Annotated in this window: 14 protein-coding genes, 1 pseudogene and 1 riboswitch; of the genes and pseudogenes, 5 read left to right on the forward strand and 10 right to left on the reverse strand. The window is 67.2% G+C overall.

Annotation, left to right across the window (positions count from 1 at the left end):
- Positions 1-33: 33 nt before the first annotated feature.
- A complete protein-coding gene (locus J0J10_RS15545) occupies positions 34-1,155 on the forward strand; it encodes a PQQ-dependent sugar dehydrogenase (RefSeq protein WP_291647329.1) in 1,122 nt (373 codons plus the stop codon).
- A gap of 197 nt (positions 1,156-1,352) precedes the next feature.
- Here the strand turns inward: J0J10_RS15545 and J0J10_RS15550 are convergent, their stop codons facing one another.
- The 4 genes from J0J10_RS15550 to J0J10_RS15565 are packed head-to-tail and all read right to left on the reverse strand — an operon-like array spanning position 1,353 to position 3,115.
- Positions 1,353-1,655: a hypothetical protein gene (locus tag J0J10_RS15550; RefSeq protein ID WP_291647330.1), complete on the reverse strand. Its 303-nt coding sequence runs from the start codon at positions 1,653-1,655 to the stop codon at positions 1,353-1,355.
- A 23-nt stretch (positions 1,656-1,678) separates the two neighbouring features.
- On the reverse strand, positions 1,679-2,440 hold the full coding sequence (locus J0J10_RS15555; protein WP_291647331.1) for a class I SAM-dependent methyltransferase: 762 nt from the start codon (positions 2,438-2,440) through the stop codon (positions 1,679-1,681).
- A gap of 3 nt (positions 2,441-2,443) precedes the next feature.
- Complete coding sequence (locus tag J0J10_RS15560) at positions 2,444-2,800, reverse strand: DMT family protein (RefSeq protein WP_291647332.1); 357 nt, start codon at positions 2,798-2,800, stop codon at positions 2,444-2,446.
- A 54-nt stretch (positions 2,801-2,854) separates the two neighbouring features.
- Positions 2,855-3,115, reverse strand: a complete 261-nt coding sequence (locus J0J10_RS15565) for a SemiSWEET family sugar transporter (RefSeq protein WP_291641958.1) — start codon at positions 3,113-3,115, stop codon at positions 2,855-2,857.
- 164 nt (positions 3,116-3,279) lie between these two features.
- Here J0J10_RS15565 and J0J10_RS15570 point away from each other — a divergent pair, with 164 nt between their 5' ends.
- The gene (locus J0J10_RS15570) at positions 3,280-4,458 is read left to right on the forward strand and encodes a lytic murein transglycosylase (protein ID WP_291641956.1); all 1,179 of its coding nucleotides are present in this window, start codon (positions 3,280-3,282) and stop codon (positions 4,456-4,458) included.
- Positions 4,459-4,464: 6 nt separating this feature from the next.
- Here the strand turns inward: J0J10_RS15570 and J0J10_RS15575 are convergent, their stop codons facing one another.
- The 3 genes from J0J10_RS15575 to thiB are packed head-to-tail and all read right to left on the reverse strand — an operon-like array spanning position 4,465 to position 7,715.
- Complete coding sequence (locus J0J10_RS15575) at positions 4,465-5,163, reverse strand: thiamine ABC transporter ATP-binding protein (protein ID WP_291647333.1); 699 nt, start codon at positions 5,161-5,163, stop codon at positions 4,465-4,467.
- Positions 5,156-6,691, reverse strand: coding sequence for an ABC transporter permease family protein (locus J0J10_RS15580; RefSeq protein ID WP_291647334.1), 1,536 nt, complete (start codon positions 6,689-6,691; stop codon positions 5,156-5,158). The genes J0J10_RS15575 and J0J10_RS15580 overlap by 8 nt, the downstream gene beginning before the upstream one ends.
- A 4-nt stretch (positions 6,692-6,695) precedes the next feature.
- Positions 6,696-7,715 (reverse strand): thiamine ABC transporter substrate binding subunit, encoded by a 1,020-nt coding sequence (thiB, locus tag J0J10_RS15585; protein WP_291647335.1) that lies wholly within the window; start codon positions 7,713-7,715, stop codon positions 6,696-6,698.
- 57 nt (positions 7,716-7,772) lie between these two features.
- A riboswitch (TPP riboswitch) is annotated at positions 7,773-7,884 on the reverse strand.
- A gap of 121 nt (positions 7,885-8,005) precedes the next feature.
- Between thiB and leuB the strand changes: the two genes are divergently transcribed.
- Positions 8,006-9,115: a 3-isopropylmalate dehydrogenase gene (gene leuB / locus J0J10_RS15590; RefSeq protein WP_291647336.1), complete on the forward strand. Its 1,110-nt coding sequence runs from the start codon at positions 8,006-8,008 to the stop codon at positions 9,113-9,115.
- A gap of 98 nt (positions 9,116-9,213) precedes the next feature.
- Here leuB and J0J10_RS15595 read toward each other — a convergent pair whose 3' ends face one another.
- Positions 9,214-10,323 carry a branched-chain amino acid ABC transporter substrate-binding protein gene (locus tag J0J10_RS15595; RefSeq protein WP_291647337.1) on the reverse strand — a complete coding sequence of 370 codons (1,110 nt, stop codon included), beginning with the start codon at positions 10,321-10,323 and terminating at the stop codon, positions 9,214-9,216.
- Between the two features lie 334 nt (positions 10,324-10,657).
- On the opposite strand from J0J10_RS15595, the gene msrP reads away from it, so the two are divergent.
- Entirely contained in the window at positions 10,658-11,614 is a 957-nt protein-coding gene (gene msrP, locus J0J10_RS15600) for a protein-methionine-sulfoxide reductase catalytic subunit MsrP (protein WP_291647338.1), read from the forward strand.
- Between the two features lie 122 nt (positions 11,615-11,736).
- Entirely contained in the window at positions 11,737-12,300 is a 564-nt protein-coding gene (locus J0J10_RS15605; RefSeq protein WP_291647339.1) for a methylated-DNA--[protein]-cysteine S-methyltransferase, read from the forward strand.
- A gap of 426 nt (positions 12,301-12,726) precedes the next feature.
- On the opposite strand, the gene J0J10_RS15610 is transcribed toward J0J10_RS15605, so the two are convergent.
- Positions 12,727-13,617 (reverse strand): LysR family transcriptional regulator, encoded by an 891-nt coding sequence (locus tag J0J10_RS15610; RefSeq protein ID WP_291641940.1) that lies wholly within the window; start codon positions 13,615-13,617, stop codon positions 12,727-12,729.
- Positions 13,618-13,758: 141 nt separating this feature from the next.
- A pseudogene (locus J0J10_RS15615) lies at positions 13,759-14,010 on the reverse strand (FAD-dependent oxidoreductase); the annotation flags it as partial.
- Positions 14,011-14,158: the final 148 nt, after the last annotated feature.

The following is a 14,158-nucleotide window of genomic DNA, read 5'->3' on the forward strand; positions in this document are numbered from 1 at the left end:
CTGATCCGGACAGGATCGTTCAGGGAGAACCTCATGCGCCTTTTCCTCGCGCCGCTTTGCCTCGCCGCCATGTTCGCGGCACTGCCGGCAGGCGCACAGCAGCGCTACCCGTCGAGTGCGGGGGAATTGCTGGTCGAGACGGTGGCAGGCGGGCTGGAAAACCCCTGGGGCCTCGCCTTCCTGCCCGACGGCCGCATGTTGGTGACGGAGCGGCCGGGGCGGCTGCGGCTGGTCGCGGCGGACGGCAAGCTCTCGCCCCCGCTTTCTGGCGTGCCCAACGTCACCGGGCGCGGCCAGGGTGGCCTGCTCGACGTGGTGCTCGATCCCGGCTTTGCGCAGAACCGTCTGGTCTATCTCTCCTTTTCCGAGCCGCGGGCTGGTGGCAACGGCACCAGCGTGGCGCGCGGCAAGCTGAATGCGGCCGGAACTGCGCTGGAAGGGACGAGCGTGATCTTCCGGCAGATGCCGACGGTCAACAGCAACATGCATTTCGGCTCGCGGCTCGTATTCGACCGGACGGGGGCGCTCTTCGTCACCACGGGCGACCGCTACGGCCAGCGCGACCAGGCGCAGAACCCGGAGAACCATATCGGCAAGGTCATCCGCATCCGCCCGGAAGGCGGGGTTCCGGCCGATAATCCGCAAAAGCCGGGCTGGCAGCCGGAGATCTGGTCGATCGGCCACCGGAACGTTCAGGGAGCGGCACTCCACCCGCAGACCGGGCAGCTCTGGACGGCCGAGCATGGCGCGCGCGGTGGCGATGAGATCAACACGCCGAAGGCCGGGCTGAACTATGGCTGGCCGGTGATCACCTATGGCATCGACTATTCCGGCCTCAGGATCGGGGAGGGCACGGCCAAGGCCGGCATGGAGCAGCCGCTGTTCTACTGGGATCCGTCGATCGCACCGTCGGGCGCTGCCTTCTACACCGGCGAGCGCTGGCCGGCCTGGAAGAATTCGCTCTTCGTCGGCGCGCTCGCCGGCCAGATGCTGGTGCGTCTCTCGACGCAGGGCGAGCGGGTTACCGGCGAGGAGCGGCTGCTGACCGATATCGGCGAGCGCATCCGCGACGTCCGGCAGGGGCCGGACGGCTATCTCTACCTGCTCAGCGACGACGCGAAGGGCAAGATCCTGCGCGTCCGGCCGGCGCGGTAGATTCCGCGGTCATTCCGGGGCGCCGCAAAGCGGCGAGCCCGGAACCCATGAACATGCCGCCGCTCCAGCCCGTCATGCTCGCCCTTGTGGCGAGCATCCACGTCTTGAACACTGACCTCGAATGGCAAAGACGTGGATGGTCGGAACAAGACCGATCATGACGGCAAGTGAGAGCAATGCTCAGTGAGCAGTCTGCCTCACGGCCCGCAATCCCATTCGCTTTCGACGACGAAGACATTGCGCGTCGAAAGCTGGCCACGGGTGTCGTAGAGGTCGCCGACATAATAGGTGATCCCGGCATCGTCATGGGCGTTGCGCCGGACCTGCAGGGACCAGCCATAGCCGACGCGCTTGCCGCCGCGCCAGGCGGGGTGGAGATCGTCGATCATCGCCGAGGCGAGGATCTGGGCACGGCTGTCTGACGGCGCGCAGGTCGGTCCCGCGAGCGCCGGGCTCGCGGCAATGGCAAGCGTGCTGGCGAGGAATGCCAGTTTCTTCATGTCGGTGGTCCTTGGTGGGCGAGTCAGGTGATCTCGGCGAGCCGGGTATCGAGCGACAAAACGAGGCACCAATGTGGCTCGAAATCGGCCCCGAGCGGCCAGATCTGATCCTTGAAGATCGCGAGCATCGCCGCCTGATAGCGTTCGAACCGATCCCTCTGGCAGAGCACGAACTTGGTCGCGCCGACAATGCTCTCGCGATCGATGATGCACAAAGGAACGATGCCGGGATTGGCTTCGAGATAGTCCTGCACCGCGACCATTAGCGTCGGATAGCCGGGGTGCAGCATGTCGTCGAGCACGATCAGCCCGCCCTCGGCGAGGCAGGCGGTGGCGAGCGAAAGGTCCTTCGCCAGCGCGGCGCGCGAATGCTCGCCGTCGACATGGATGAAGCGCAGTCTTTCGCCCCGCGCATGGGCGATCAGCTCGGCCGGTGCCATGGCGCCGGCATCGCCCTTGATGGTGACGCGGCGCTCGGGAACGATGCCGTGTTTCAGGCAGTTGGCCTCGAAGCGCTCCTGCACCTGCGGATTCGGCCATTCGAAGATGTCGATGCCGAGGGCGAGCTCGCCGGGCTCGAGCGCATGCGCCAGCGCGATGAAGAAGCGGCCCTCGAAGGCGCCGATCTCGGCGATCGGGCCGCCAACCCCCTCTTCGGTCTGGAGCCGCAGCAGCCTGGCGCAGATCGCGGCGGCAAAGCGCGAGGACATGCCGACGACCCGCTCATAGCCATCGGCGAGATAGGCCTCGACCGCTGGGTGGCCGGTAGCGGGGTAGCGCGCCATCGATCAGGCCTTTCCGTGGAAGATGAAGAAGGCACCGGCCGCGATCAGCGCGAAGCCGATGGCGTGGTTCCAGCTGAGCGATTCCCTCAGCCAGAATACCGAGAACAGCGCGAAGACGCAGAGCGTGACGACCTCCTGGATCGTCTTCAGTTCGGCGGCCGAATAGACCCCGTGGCCGATGCGGTTCGCCGGTACGGCAAGCATGTATTCGGGCAGGGCGATCATCCAGCTCGCCAGGATCGCCAGCCAAATTGCTGAGCTCTTGTAGGAAAGATGCCCGTACCAGGCGAAGGTCATGAAGACATTGGAGGCGATCAGCATGACGATCGGCAAGAGATGCGCGGTCGTGATAGCGGGCATGTCTCGGTTCCCTGGTGGGCTGGCTCTGAAGTCTCGAAGTGGCGTCCGCGCGTCTCAGCCGTGGCGCAGCTTCATGGCGAGAATGACCGAAACCAGACAAAGCGAGATGGCATTCGCGCCGATCAGCGGCCAGGAAGCGATCAACAGGCCATAGAGCAGCCAGAGAACGATGCCGCTGGCGAACATCGCCTGGGTCCAGAGCGAGATGGCGCGGGTGTCGCGGGTCCGGATGGTCTGCACGGCCTGTGGCAGCCAGCACAAGGTCGTCAGCGTCGCGGCGGCGAAACCGAGTGTCTCGATCAGGGCGGTCTGCATGGCTGGTCCGGGGGCGATTCGCGCTTCTGCGCAGGCATAGATCAGGACGTGCCTGCGCGCGACAGACAAGGCACGAAGCTGGCTCAGCCACGAAAAGCCGCATGGTTAACCTCCTTTAACCGCAGCGCCCTAGTTTCGTGCCATTCCTGCGATTCGGTGGACCCATGCGCGCTCTGATCCTGGCCTTGCCTTTCGTCCTCGCCGCCCCGGCGGCCTTCGCCAATTTCGACAGCTGCGTCGCCGGGCTGCGCTCGGCCGCCGCTGCCAAGGGCGTCTCCGGCGCGACCTTCGACCGGGCCATGGCCGGCGTCACGCCCGACATGAAGATCATCGAGGCGATGAACAACCAGCCGGAGTTCAAGACGCCGATCTGGGACTATCTTGGCACGCTGGTCGACGATGAGAAGGTCGCCGAAGGGCGGGCCATGCTGCGTCAGCACGCCTCGACGCTGGCGGCCGCCGAAAGCCGCTTCGGCGTCGACCGGCACACCATCGTCGCGGTCTGGGGCGTCGAGAGCGATTTCGGCAAGGCCAAGGGCCGCTGGCCGCTGGTCCAGGCGTTGGCAACAGGCGCCTGTCTCGCGCCGCGCCGCAACGCCTTCTTCCGTGGCGAGCTGATCTCGACCCTGCAGATCATCCAGCGCGGCGATGTCCGGGCCGACCGGCTGGTGGGCTCCTGGGCCGGCGCCTTCGGCCACACCCAGTTCATTCCCTCGACCTATCTCAGGCTCGGCGTCGACGGGGATGGCGACGGGCGGCGCGACCTCGTCGATTCGATCCCCGATGCGCTGCATTCGACCGCGAACTTCATGGACAAGGCCGGCTGGGTCACCGGGGCGACCTGGGGCTATGAGGTCAAGGTGCCGCGCAGCTATTCCGGCGCGACCGGGCGCAATCCGAAGCGGCCGGTCTCGCATTGGGCGGGCCAGGGCATCGTCAAGTTCGACGGCTCGGCCCTGAACGGCACGGGCAATGCAGGTCTCCTGATGCCGGCGGGCCGCAACGGCCCGGCCTTCCTGGTCTTCAAGAACTACGACGCCGCCTTCAGCTATAATGGCGCTGATTCCTACGCGCTCGCCATCTCGCTCCTCTCCGACCGGCTGCGCGGCCGGCCCGGCGTGCAAGGGCAGTGGCCGACCGACGATTTGCCGCTGTCGCGCGAGCAGCGCCGCGAATTGCAGCGCCTGCTGATCGCGCGCGGCTACAATGTCGGCGAGCCCGATGGCGCCGTCGGTTCGCTGACGCGGGCGGCGATCAAGGATGTCGAAGGCAAGATCGGCATGGAGCCGACCGGCCGGCCGGGCGAAAAGGTGTTGCGCGCGCTGAAGGGCGGGCGGCTCTGACGGGCTTCAAAGGCCGAGGAAGCGCCTGACCGGTGCCGGCCCGTCCTTCGCGGTCAGCCTGCCCCAGGGGCCCGAGGTCTCGACGCGGCCATTGGCGACGAAGGCGAAGAGGTCGGCGGTTTGCGCCGCCTCCTCGGGGGTGTGCAGCGTCATCAGCACGGTCAGGCCATGGCTGCGCCTGAGCGCGTCGACGCGCGCGATCATCTCGCGGCGCAGGCCGGGATCGAGCGCGCCGAAAGGCTCGTCGAGAAGCATGAGCGGCTTGCCGCGCAGCAGGGCGCGGGCGAGCGCGACGCGCTGGCGCTGGCCGCCCGACAGCTCCGCCGGCCGCCGGGAGGCTAACTCTGCCAGATTGACCTCGGCCAGCGCCGCAGCGACTCGCTCTCTTTCGCCGGCGTCGAGTCTGAGCGAGGGCTTCAGTCCTAGCGCGACATTCTCGGCCGCGGTCAGATGTGGGAAGAGGTTGTGGTCCTGGAACAGGATCGAGACCGGCCGCTGCGCCGGGGCCAGCGGCAGCAGATCCTGACCGGCAAAGCGCAAGGAGCCTGCCTCGGGCTGTTCGAAGCCGGCGATGGCGTGGAGCAGCGTCGTCTTGCCGCCGCCGGATGGGCCGATCACGGCGCAGAGCGCGCCGGTGGGTACCGTCAGCTCATAGCGTGCCGTGAAGCCGGGATAGCGCAAGGCGAGGCCGGCGATCTCAAGCATGGCGCGCGCTCCAGCGCTGGGTCAGGAAGGCAAGGCCGCCGGCGCTGAGGACGAGCACCAGCGCCAGAGCCCCCGCCTCGTCGATGCGATAGGCGCCGAGGCGGTTGGCGAGCAGATAGGGCAGGGTGGTCAGCTCCGGGCCGCCGAACAAAGCGATGACGCCGAAATCGCCGAGCGAGAGCGCCGTGGCGAAGGCGAAGGCGGCGCCGAGTGCGCCGCGCAGCGCCGGCCATTCGACGAGGCGCAGCCGGTTCCAGCCGGCGAGTCCCAGGCTCTCGGCCAGCCGACCATGCCGCTCCGCGCTGGTGGCGAGCGCCGGAGCGAGCAGGCGATAGGTGTAAGGAAGGGCCATCAGCGCATTGACCAGCGGCACCAGCACCAGGCCGAGCGAAGCGGGGTCACCGAGGCCGCGCAGCAGGACATAGAGCCCGGCGACGAAGGCGAAGGGCGGCAGGCCGAGCAGGGCGAAAGCGGCGAGATCGGCGAGGCGCGAGCGCTGCGGCAACCGGCGCGCGCTGCTGGCGAGCAGCAGAGCGAGCAGGCAGGCGAGCAGCCCGGCCGTGATGGCAATGACGGCGCTGGTTGCGGCGGCGCGGACGAACTCCACGGAGGCGAGGCTCGGCAGATGAGCGAGGCCGCTCGCGACGCTGAGGAGCGGTGGCGCGACCAGCACCGTGCCGAGGGCAAGCACGCCTGCATCGATGCCGCGCATGGTGCGAAGATCGGGCCGCGGCGCGCGGTGTCCGGCGCCGGCTTCGGCGCGGGCCCGCGGCGTCAGTGCGCTGAGGCTTGCGGCGAGGCCGAGGCAGATCACGAGCTGCAGGCCAGCTAGAGCGGCAGCGCGGACGAAGTCCGCCTCGAAGCGCACGGCTTCATAGATCGCGACCTCCAGCGTCGCATTGGCCGGCCCACCGCCGAGCGAGAGCACGATGGCGAAGCTGGTGAAGCAGAGCAGGAATACGAGGACGGCAAGCGCCGGCGCCTCGCGTCGGATCACCGGCCAGTCGAGATGCCGGAAGCAATCGGCGGCGGTGAAGCCGAGGGCCGCGGCGAGCCGGCGCCGCTCGCCTGGTTCGCGTTCGAAGGCGTGGAGCAAAGCGCGCGTCACCAGCGGCATGTTCATCAGGACATGGGCGAGGACGATGCCGTGGAGCCCGTAGATCGAGGGCGGCTCGGCGCCGATGCCGCGCATGAGCGAGCCCAACAGCCCCGAGCGGCCATAGATCGCGACCACGCCGAAGGCGATGACGATGGTGGGCGCTACCGCGGCGGTGGTGAGCAAAGCGAGCAGCAGCTCGCGGCCGGGAAAGCACCGGCGCAACAGGGCGAGCGCGAGCGCGGTGCCCAGCAATAGAGAAAGCAGCGTCGAAAGCGCCGCCTGCAGCCCGGCCGAGGCGAGCAAGCGCGCGAGATAGGGACCGAGCGTCAGCAGGGACGCGAAGTCGGAGCCGGCCCGCGCCAGGCCGATGAGCGAGCCGCAGGCGAGGGCGAGGATCGCGAGTGCGGTGAGCGTGGCCGGCCGGAGCAAGGTCTCAGCGGCTCGTCGCGGCGAGCCAGGCGTCGATGAAGGCCCGGCGCTGGCTGCGAACCGTTTCGGGCGCGACCAGCAGCGTCTTCTCCGGCCTGATCACCTCGGCGAAGGAGGTCGGCAGGCCGGTTGCCGGCTGCTTCGCCGGCATCATCCAGTTGCCCTCGGGGATCAGCGACTGGAAGGCGTCGGAGAGCATGAAGGCGAGGAAGCGCTTCGCCAGCTCGGGCTGTTTCGTCGCCCGCGTCATGCCCGCAAGCTCGACATGGAGGTAGTGCCCCTCCGCGAAGGGCGCGGCCTTGTACTGCGTCTTCTTCTCGGCGCCGAGATGATAGGCGGGCGAGGTCGCATAGGAGAGCACCATGTCGGCCTCGCCCTTGAGGAACAGGCCATAGGCCTCCGACCAGCCCTTGGTGAAGGTGACGATGCGCAGCTTCAGCTTGCCCCAGGCGGCGTCGGCCTCGTCGCCATAGACCGCCCGCATCCAGAGCAGGAAGCCGAGGCCGGGCGCGGAGGTGCGCGGGTCCTGCAGCACAAGCTTCGGTCCCTTGGGATCGTCGACGAGCTGCTTCAGGCTCTGCGGCGGCGTCGCCAGCCTGGTTGAGTCATAGACGAAGGCGAGGTGGCCCCAGTCGAAGGGCAGGAGGGTGTCGTCGGTCCAGGGCGTCGGCAGGGTGAGCGTCGTGCTGTCCTGGCCATGCGGCTGGAACAGGCCGGTCGCCTTCGCTTCGGCGGCGAGGTTCATGTCGAGGCCGAGCACGAGATCGGCTCTGGTCGTTTCGCCTTCCAGCTTCAGCCGGGCGAGCAGCGAGCCGGCATCGTCGGCGGCGACCCAGTTCAGCGTGCACTGGCACTGGGCCTCGAAGGCGGCCTTCACTTTGGCGCCGGGGCCGTATTTTCCGGTGAAGGAGGAATAGGTGTAGACGTTCAGCGCCGGCTTGTCCTGCGCCAGCGTCGGCGCTGCGAAGAGCAGTGCCGCCAGCATTCCGGCGATCAGGCCCGTTCTGCCGCTCAGACCAGTCATGACGTCCCCGCATGCATCGTTGGGGTTCTGACGGGGAGGGCTGTGCGTCGCCCGCAGCGGGCGACGATGCTCAATCCCTCCGCCGGCACGACCCGGATCAGGTTCTACGGGTCGTGGCGCCTTTACGCGCCCCTCTCAGCCCGGCTGCCGGGCACCCCGTTGAGACCCGTCAGGGATAGGCTTCCGCTGCGCCCAAGTCCAGCCTGCGGCTTGCTTCGCCGGGCTTCCGCCCGTAACCAGCGCGCAGGGGCGCGAAGGCCCTGAAGAGAACAGCATCCCGAGAGGCGACCATGGCGAACCACAAGCTCCTGCTGCTCCCCGGCGACGGCATCGGCCCCGAGGTGATGGGCCAGGTCGAGAAGATCGTCTCCTGGTTCGAGAAACAGGGCGTCGCGTCCTTCTCGATGGAGCGCGGCCTCGTCGGCGGCTCGGCCTATGACGTCCACAAGGCGGCGATCTCGGAAGGCGACATGAAGCTCGCCCAGGAAGCCGACGCCGTGCTCTTCGGCGCGGTCGGCGGGCCGAAATGGGCCGATGTCCCCTATCAGCACCGCCCCGAGGCCGGCCTGCTCCGTCTGCGCAAGGATCTCGGCCTGTTCGCCAATCTGCGTCCGGCTATCTGCTACCCGGCGCTGGCCTCGGCCTCGTCGCTGAAGCCGGAAGTGGTCGAGGGCCTCGACATCCTGATCGTGCGCGAGCTCACCGGCGGCGTCTATTTCGGCGAGCCGAAGGAGATCGTGACGCTCGAAGACGGCCAGAAGCGCGGCGTCGACACCCAGCTCTACACCACCGGCGAGATCGAGCGCATCGCGCGCGTCGCCTTCGAGCTGGCGCGCACCCGCCGCAACAAGGTCTCCTCGGCCGAGAAGCACAACGTCATGAAGACCGGCGTGCTCTGGAAGCAGACGGTCACAGCGCTGCACGCTGCCGAGTACAAGGATGTCGAGCTCGAGCACGTGCTTGCCGATAATTGCGCGATGCAGCTGGTGCGCTGGCCGAAGCAGTATGACGTCGTGGTCTGCGACAACCTGTTCGGCGACATCCTCTCCGACGTCGCGGCGATGCTGACCGGCTCGCTCGGCATGTTGCCTTCGGCCTCGCTCGGCGCCGAGGATCCGGCGACCGGCAAGCGCAAGGCGCTCTACGAGCCCGTGCACGGCTCGGCTCCGGACATCGCCGGCAAGGGCCTGGCCAACCCGATAGCGATGATCGGGTCCTTCGCCATGGCGCTGCGCTATTCCTTCGGCGCAGGCGAGGCGGCCGACCGGCTCGAAGGCGCGATCGCCGATGTGCTTGGCGCCGGCACCCGCACCAAGGACATCGCCGCGCCCGGCGCCAACGCCGTCTCGACCACGGAAATGGGCGAGGCCATCATCAAGGCGCTCGAAGCGCGCGGCTGAGGCGATTTATCGTCGCATGCGTGGTCCCGGCCGGGGCCGCGCATATCGGTTCAAGATCAGGGCCGGTGCGGAGAGGTTTCCGCACCGGACCTTTTTCGTCAGTCGACGGAGACGATCTTGCCGTCTTCCCATTTGAACATGGAGAAGGCCGGCGAGCTGAGGTCGCCGTTCTTGCCGTAGGACAGCTTGCCGATCGCGGTCGGCACCGTCATGCCGGACTTCAGCGCGGTCGCGACGGCGGTGGCGCTGTCGGCCTTGCCCACCTTCTCGATGCCGGCCTTGAGCACTTCGACGGCGGCATAGGCATTGAGCGTGAAGGCTTCGGCCGGGATGCCCTTCGCCTTCAACGCCGCCACGGCCTCGGCCGAATCGGGGCTCTTCTGGGCGTCGGTCGCGTTGGTGAACAGCGAGCCGGCCGCCGACTGGTCGGCGATCGCCCAGAACTCGGTGTTGGACAGGCCCTCGCCGCCGATGATGGTGGCAGCGATGCCGGCGTCCTTGAGCTGGCGGGCCAGCAGGCCGCCTTCAGGGTGGTAGCCGCCGAAATAGATCAGGTCGATATTGGCGGCCTTCAGCCGGGTGATGACGGCCGAAAGGTCCTTCTCGCCGGGCGTCAGCGTCAGATAGAGCGCTTCCTTGACGCCGCCGTCATTGATGCCCTTCTTGAAGGAATCGGCGAGGCCCTTGCCATAGGTGCCCTTGTCGTGGAGCACCGCGATCCGCTTGTCCTTCAGGTTCTTCAGGACGTATTTGGCCGCCACTTCGGCCTGCTGATCGTCGCGGCCGCAGGTGCGCAGGACATTGCTCAGGCCGCGGCTGGTGAGAGCCGGGGCGGTCGCGGTCGGCGTCACCATCAGCGCCCCGTGCTCGGCGAGGACGTCGGAAGCCGCCATCGCGACGCCGGAGGTCACCGGGCCGACGACGAACTTGATCTTCTCGCCGACCAGGAGGTTGGCGGCGGAGACGCCCTGCTTGGGATCTCCGGCATCGTCGGCGAGCTTCAGCACCACCTTCTCGCCGAGGATGCCGCCCTTCTTGTTGATTGCCTCGACGGCGGCTTCGGCGCCGTTGCGGACCTGGTCGCCATAGGCGGCGACGGCGCCGGTCAGCGGCGCGATCAGCCCGATGACGATCTCGGCGCGGGCCGGCAGAGCGGCCAGAAGGGTGGCGGCGAAGGCCGTTCCGACCAGGAATTTCAACTTGCCCATCGCAATCGTCTCCTCAAGGTTGGTGCAGCTTCCGCCCGTGGTTTGGCCGCGCTGGTCGGGGACGCGCGACAGGCCCTTCCTCCGAAAGGCCCGAACTCTCTACCGAGCGGAGCTGACTGTCCGACCATTGCCGAAATTTCTAGCATGCGCCTGCGATCCGGGCACGCCCTGCCGGCGAGCATGGCGAGCATGACCGCGATGCAAGAGGGATGGCGCCGCCCGGTGGCCCTGCCGCAAGGCGCGACAGAGCGCCGCTGATCCTCTCCCCCTCGTGAATTGCGCATCGGATCGCGCTGTGGACTAGCTGCCCCGGACAACCGGAGTTCGTCATCCGATGCTGATCAAGAGCCGTCCCGGCTGGGAAATCCCCGAGAGCGAGGCCACGCCGGAGACGGTTTTCCTCGATCGTCGCCGCTTCATCGCAGCGGGCGCCGGGCTGATCGCGGGCTCCGCCTTGCCGGAGCTGGCCTTCGCCCAGGGGCCGGAGCCGACACTCGATCTCTATCCCGCCAAGCGCAACGCGGCCTACACGCTCGACCGGCCGGTGACGGAGGAGGAGCTGGCCGCGAACTACAATAATTTTTACGAGTTCGGGACCTCGAAGGACGTGGTCGCCTCGGCGAAGCGCCTCAGCACCCGGCCCTGGACGGTGACGATCGACGGGTTGGTGGAGAAGCCCATCGAGATCGGCATCGACGAGCTGATCCGGAAGATGCCGCTGGAGGAGCGGCTCTACCGTTTCCGCTGCGTCGAGGCCTGGTCGATGGCGGTACCCTGGACCGGCTTTCCGCTGAAGAAGCTGGTCGAGCTCGCCAAGCCGCTTTCGGGCGCGAAATACGTGCAGATGCAGACCTTCATGAACCCGCGCGTCGCGCCCGGTCAGTCGCAGCGCTGGTATCCCTGGCCCTATACGGAGGGGCTGACCATCGCCGAGGCGACCAATGAGCTCACGCTGATGGTGACGGGCATCTACGGCAAGCCGGTGCCGAACCAGCATGGCGCGCCGATGCGGCTGATCGTTCCGTGGAAATACGGCTTCAAATCGGTCAAGTCGATCAACAAGATCAGCTTCGTCGCCGAGCGGCCAAAGACCTTCTGGGAGGGTTTGCAGGCGTCGGAATACGGCTTCTGGGCGAATGTGAACCCGGAGGTCTCGCATCCGCGCTGGAGCCAGGCGAGCGAGCAGGTGCTGGGCTCGCGCGAGCGGCGGCCGACCCTGCTGTTCAACGGCTATGGGGAGCAGGTCGCCGATCTCTACAAGGGACTGGAGAAGGAACGGCTCTGGGCCTGAGTTGGCGCTTGGCTCCGCGTCTCGTTTGTCATCCCGGCGCGGCCTCGCCGCTCGTCCGGGTTGAACAGGGAGGGGGCAGAAACCGGGTGCCGTAAGGCCTTCGCCTGCGTTAGCTTCGCGCCATGCAAAGCTTCTGTCTCTTCGAAACCGCGATCGGCAGCTGTGCCCTGGTGTGGCAGGGCGAGACGATCATCGCCGCGCAACTGCCGGAGCATGACGAGACCACGGCCCGCAGGCGCCTGGCCCGCCGTTTTCCGGAGGCTGGCGAGGCCGAGCCCGTTGCTTTCGTGCGGGAAGCGATCGCCGAGATCGTCGCCCTGCTGGCCGGCGAGCAGCGCGATCTCGCCCATCTGCCGATCGATCTCAGTGCCACGTCGGAGTTCAACCAGCGCGTCTATCGCGTCACGCTGGCGATTCCGCCCGGCGAGACGCTGACCTATGGCGAGGTCGCGGCCCGGATCGGCGAGCCCGGTGCGGCGCGCGCCGTCGGCGTGGCGCTCGGCCAGAACCCGATCCCGATCATCGTGCCCTGCCATCGCGTGCTGGCGGCCGGCGGCAAGACCGGCGGCTTCTCGGCCGATGGCGGCGTCGAGACCAAGCTTCGAATCCTGACGATCGAGAAGGCGCGGACCAGTGCCGAGCCGTCGCTGTTCGATTCGCTGCCGCTGGAAGCCCGGCGGCGATAGGGCAGCAGGCCAATCCAACGAAGAGCGCGGTGTCATTCCTGGCAAGCCGCGAAGCGGCGCAGCCCCAGAATGACGGTAGTCGTCGGGCTGTGGCCAAGAAAAAAGGCCGGCGTCCCGAAGGAGCCGGCCTAGAAGTTTGAAATATTCGGCGCAAGCGCCAAACATCTCAGAGGGGAACGGCTGGAACGAACTCAACGCCGGGAGGAGAATGCGGAGCCCGTTCCGAACAACCGTGAGCACAATATCGAGCAGGACCTGCTTTTTTGCAATGCAGCATTGGGCGGGGCGGCCATGCATCCATGGCATGATGAAATGCTAGAATTTGACATAATTGCCATAATTGACGTTTGGCAATGCATCAGAGGCGGGACGGGCGAGCCCGTCGCCGGGTTTTCGGGCAGGCTCTGCCCGCAAGATAGTCAGGGCTCAGAACGTCCAGCGCTGGGCCTTCTGGATAAGAAAATCCCGGAAAACCTGTACTCGGGCGACCGATTTCATCTCTTCCGGATAGACTAGATAGCTTTCCAGCTGCGGCATCTCCGTCTCGCGCATCAGCTGCACGAGCGGCGAGCCCGATTCGATCAGATAATCCGGCAGGATGGCGATGCCGGCTCCCGAGTCGACCGCCCGCTTCATCGCCGTGATGTTGTTGACGGTGAGATGGATCGGGCGCGGATTGCGCTGGTCGCGGCCAAGCGTGCCGAGCCAGTGCACGGCGGTCAGATAGGATGGCGAGGTGTTGCCGAATGAGAGCAGCCGGTGATTGTCGAGATCCTCATAGCTCTTCGGTTCGCCGAAGCGCTTGATGTAGGCCGGCGAGCCGTAGACGTGGAAGTGCACGGTGAAGAGCCGGCGCTGGATCAGGTCCGGTTGCTGCGGCTGGCGCAGGCGCAAGGCGATGTCGGCCTCGCGCATCGAAAGGTCGAGCTCCTCGTCGGTGAGGATCAGGTCGACCTTGATGTCGGGATAAAGATCGAGGAACTCGGCCAGGCGCGGCGTCAGCCAATGGCCGCCGAGCCCGCGGGTCGCGGTGACCTTGAGCTCGCCGGACGGGTGCTCGCGCGTTTCCGAGAGCTGGGCCCGCGTCCGCTCGAGCCGCTGCGTCATCTCGCGGGCGGCGCGCCAGAGCAGCTCGCCCTGCTCGGTCAGGATCAGGCCACGGGTATGCCGGTGGAAGAGCGGGGCCCGCAGCTCGCGTTCGAGCGCGCCGATCTGGCGGCTGACGGCGGACTGGCTCAGCCCAAGCCCGTCACCGGCCTTGGTGAAGCTGCCCGATTCTGCGACCGTGTAGAAAATACGGATGCGGTCCCAATCCACCGCTTTCCTCCCCCGTTATGCATTCAGCGCATGATGGGAGGGTGGGTGCGAGAGGTCAATGTTTCCTTTGCCGGATGCCTGATTTTTAGCCCTTAAACTAGTGGCGTGATCCATCAGCAACACTGATGGATCACGGGAGCCTCACTCGGCGGCCTCGCTGAGCTCGCTTTCATTGGCGGCGAGCCAGCGCTCGGCATCGAGAGCGGCCATGCAGCCCAATCCGGCGGCGGTCACGGCCTGGCGGTAGTGCTCGTCGGTGACGTCGCCGGCGGCGAAAACGCCGGGGACATTGGTCTGGGTCGTGCCCGGCGTCACTTCGAGATATCCCGATTCGCGCATGGCAAGCTGGCCGGTGAAGAGCTCGGTGGCCGGCTTGTGGCCGATCGCGACGAATGGCCTGCCCCCTGAAAAGTGGCCCTCCCTGAAGTAGGCTTTCGAGCCTTGGAGGATGCCCATTATGCCGCAGAAGAAGCACAAGCCTGAAGAGATCGTCGCGAAGCTGCGCCAGGTCGACGTGCTGTTGTCCCAGGGGCGCCCGGTC

It is taken from the genome of Allobosea sp., assembly GCF_017308075.1.
Lineage (GTDB): Bacteria > Pseudomonadota > Alphaproteobacteria > Rhizobiales > Beijerinckiaceae > Allobosea.

Bases quoted from the DNA above. Each gene is read 5' to 3' on its own strand.
- J0J10_RS15545 (WP_291647329.1), top strand. From the start codon at position 34: ATGCGCCTTTTCCTCGCGCCGCTTTGCCTCGCCGCCATGTTCGCGGCA.
- J0J10_RS15550 (WP_291647330.1), bottom strand. From the start codon at position 1,655: ATGAAGAAACTGGCATTCCTCGCCAGCACGCTTGCCATTGCCGCGAGC.
- J0J10_RS15555 (WP_291647331.1), bottom strand. From the start codon at position 2,440: ATGGCGCGCTACCCCGCTACCGGCCACCCAGCGGTCGAGGCCTATCTC.
- J0J10_RS15560 (WP_291647332.1), bottom strand. From the start codon at position 2,800: ATGCCCGCTATCACGACCGCGCATCTCTTGCCGATCGTCATGCTGATC.
- J0J10_RS15565 (WP_291641958.1), bottom strand. From the start codon at position 3,115: ATGCAGACCGCCCTGATCGAGACACTCGGTTTCGCCGCCGCGACGCTG.
- J0J10_RS15570 (WP_291641956.1), top strand. From the start codon at position 3,280: ATGCGCGCTCTGATCCTGGCCTTGCCTTTCGTCCTCGCCGCCCCGGCG.
- J0J10_RS15575 (WP_291647333.1), bottom strand. From the start codon at position 5,163: ATGCTTGAGATCGCCGGCCTCGCCTTGCGCTATCCCGGCTTCACGGCA.
- thiB (WP_291647335.1), bottom strand. From the start codon at position 7,715: ATGACTGGTCTGAGCGGCAGAACGGGCCTGATCGCCGGAATGCTGGCG.
- leuB (WP_291647336.1), top strand. From the start codon at position 8,006: ATGGCGAACCACAAGCTCCTGCTGCTCCCCGGCGACGGCATCGGCCCC.
- J0J10_RS15595 (WP_291647337.1), bottom strand. From the start codon at position 10,323: ATGGGCAAGTTGAAATTCCTGGTCGGAACGGCCTTCGCCGCCACCCTT.
- msrP (WP_291647338.1), top strand. From the start codon at position 10,658: ATGCTGATCAAGAGCCGTCCCGGCTGGGAAATCCCCGAGAGCGAGGCC.
- J0J10_RS15605 (WP_291647339.1), top strand. From the start codon at position 11,737: ATGCAAAGCTTCTGTCTCTTCGAAACCGCGATCGGCAGCTGTGCCCTG.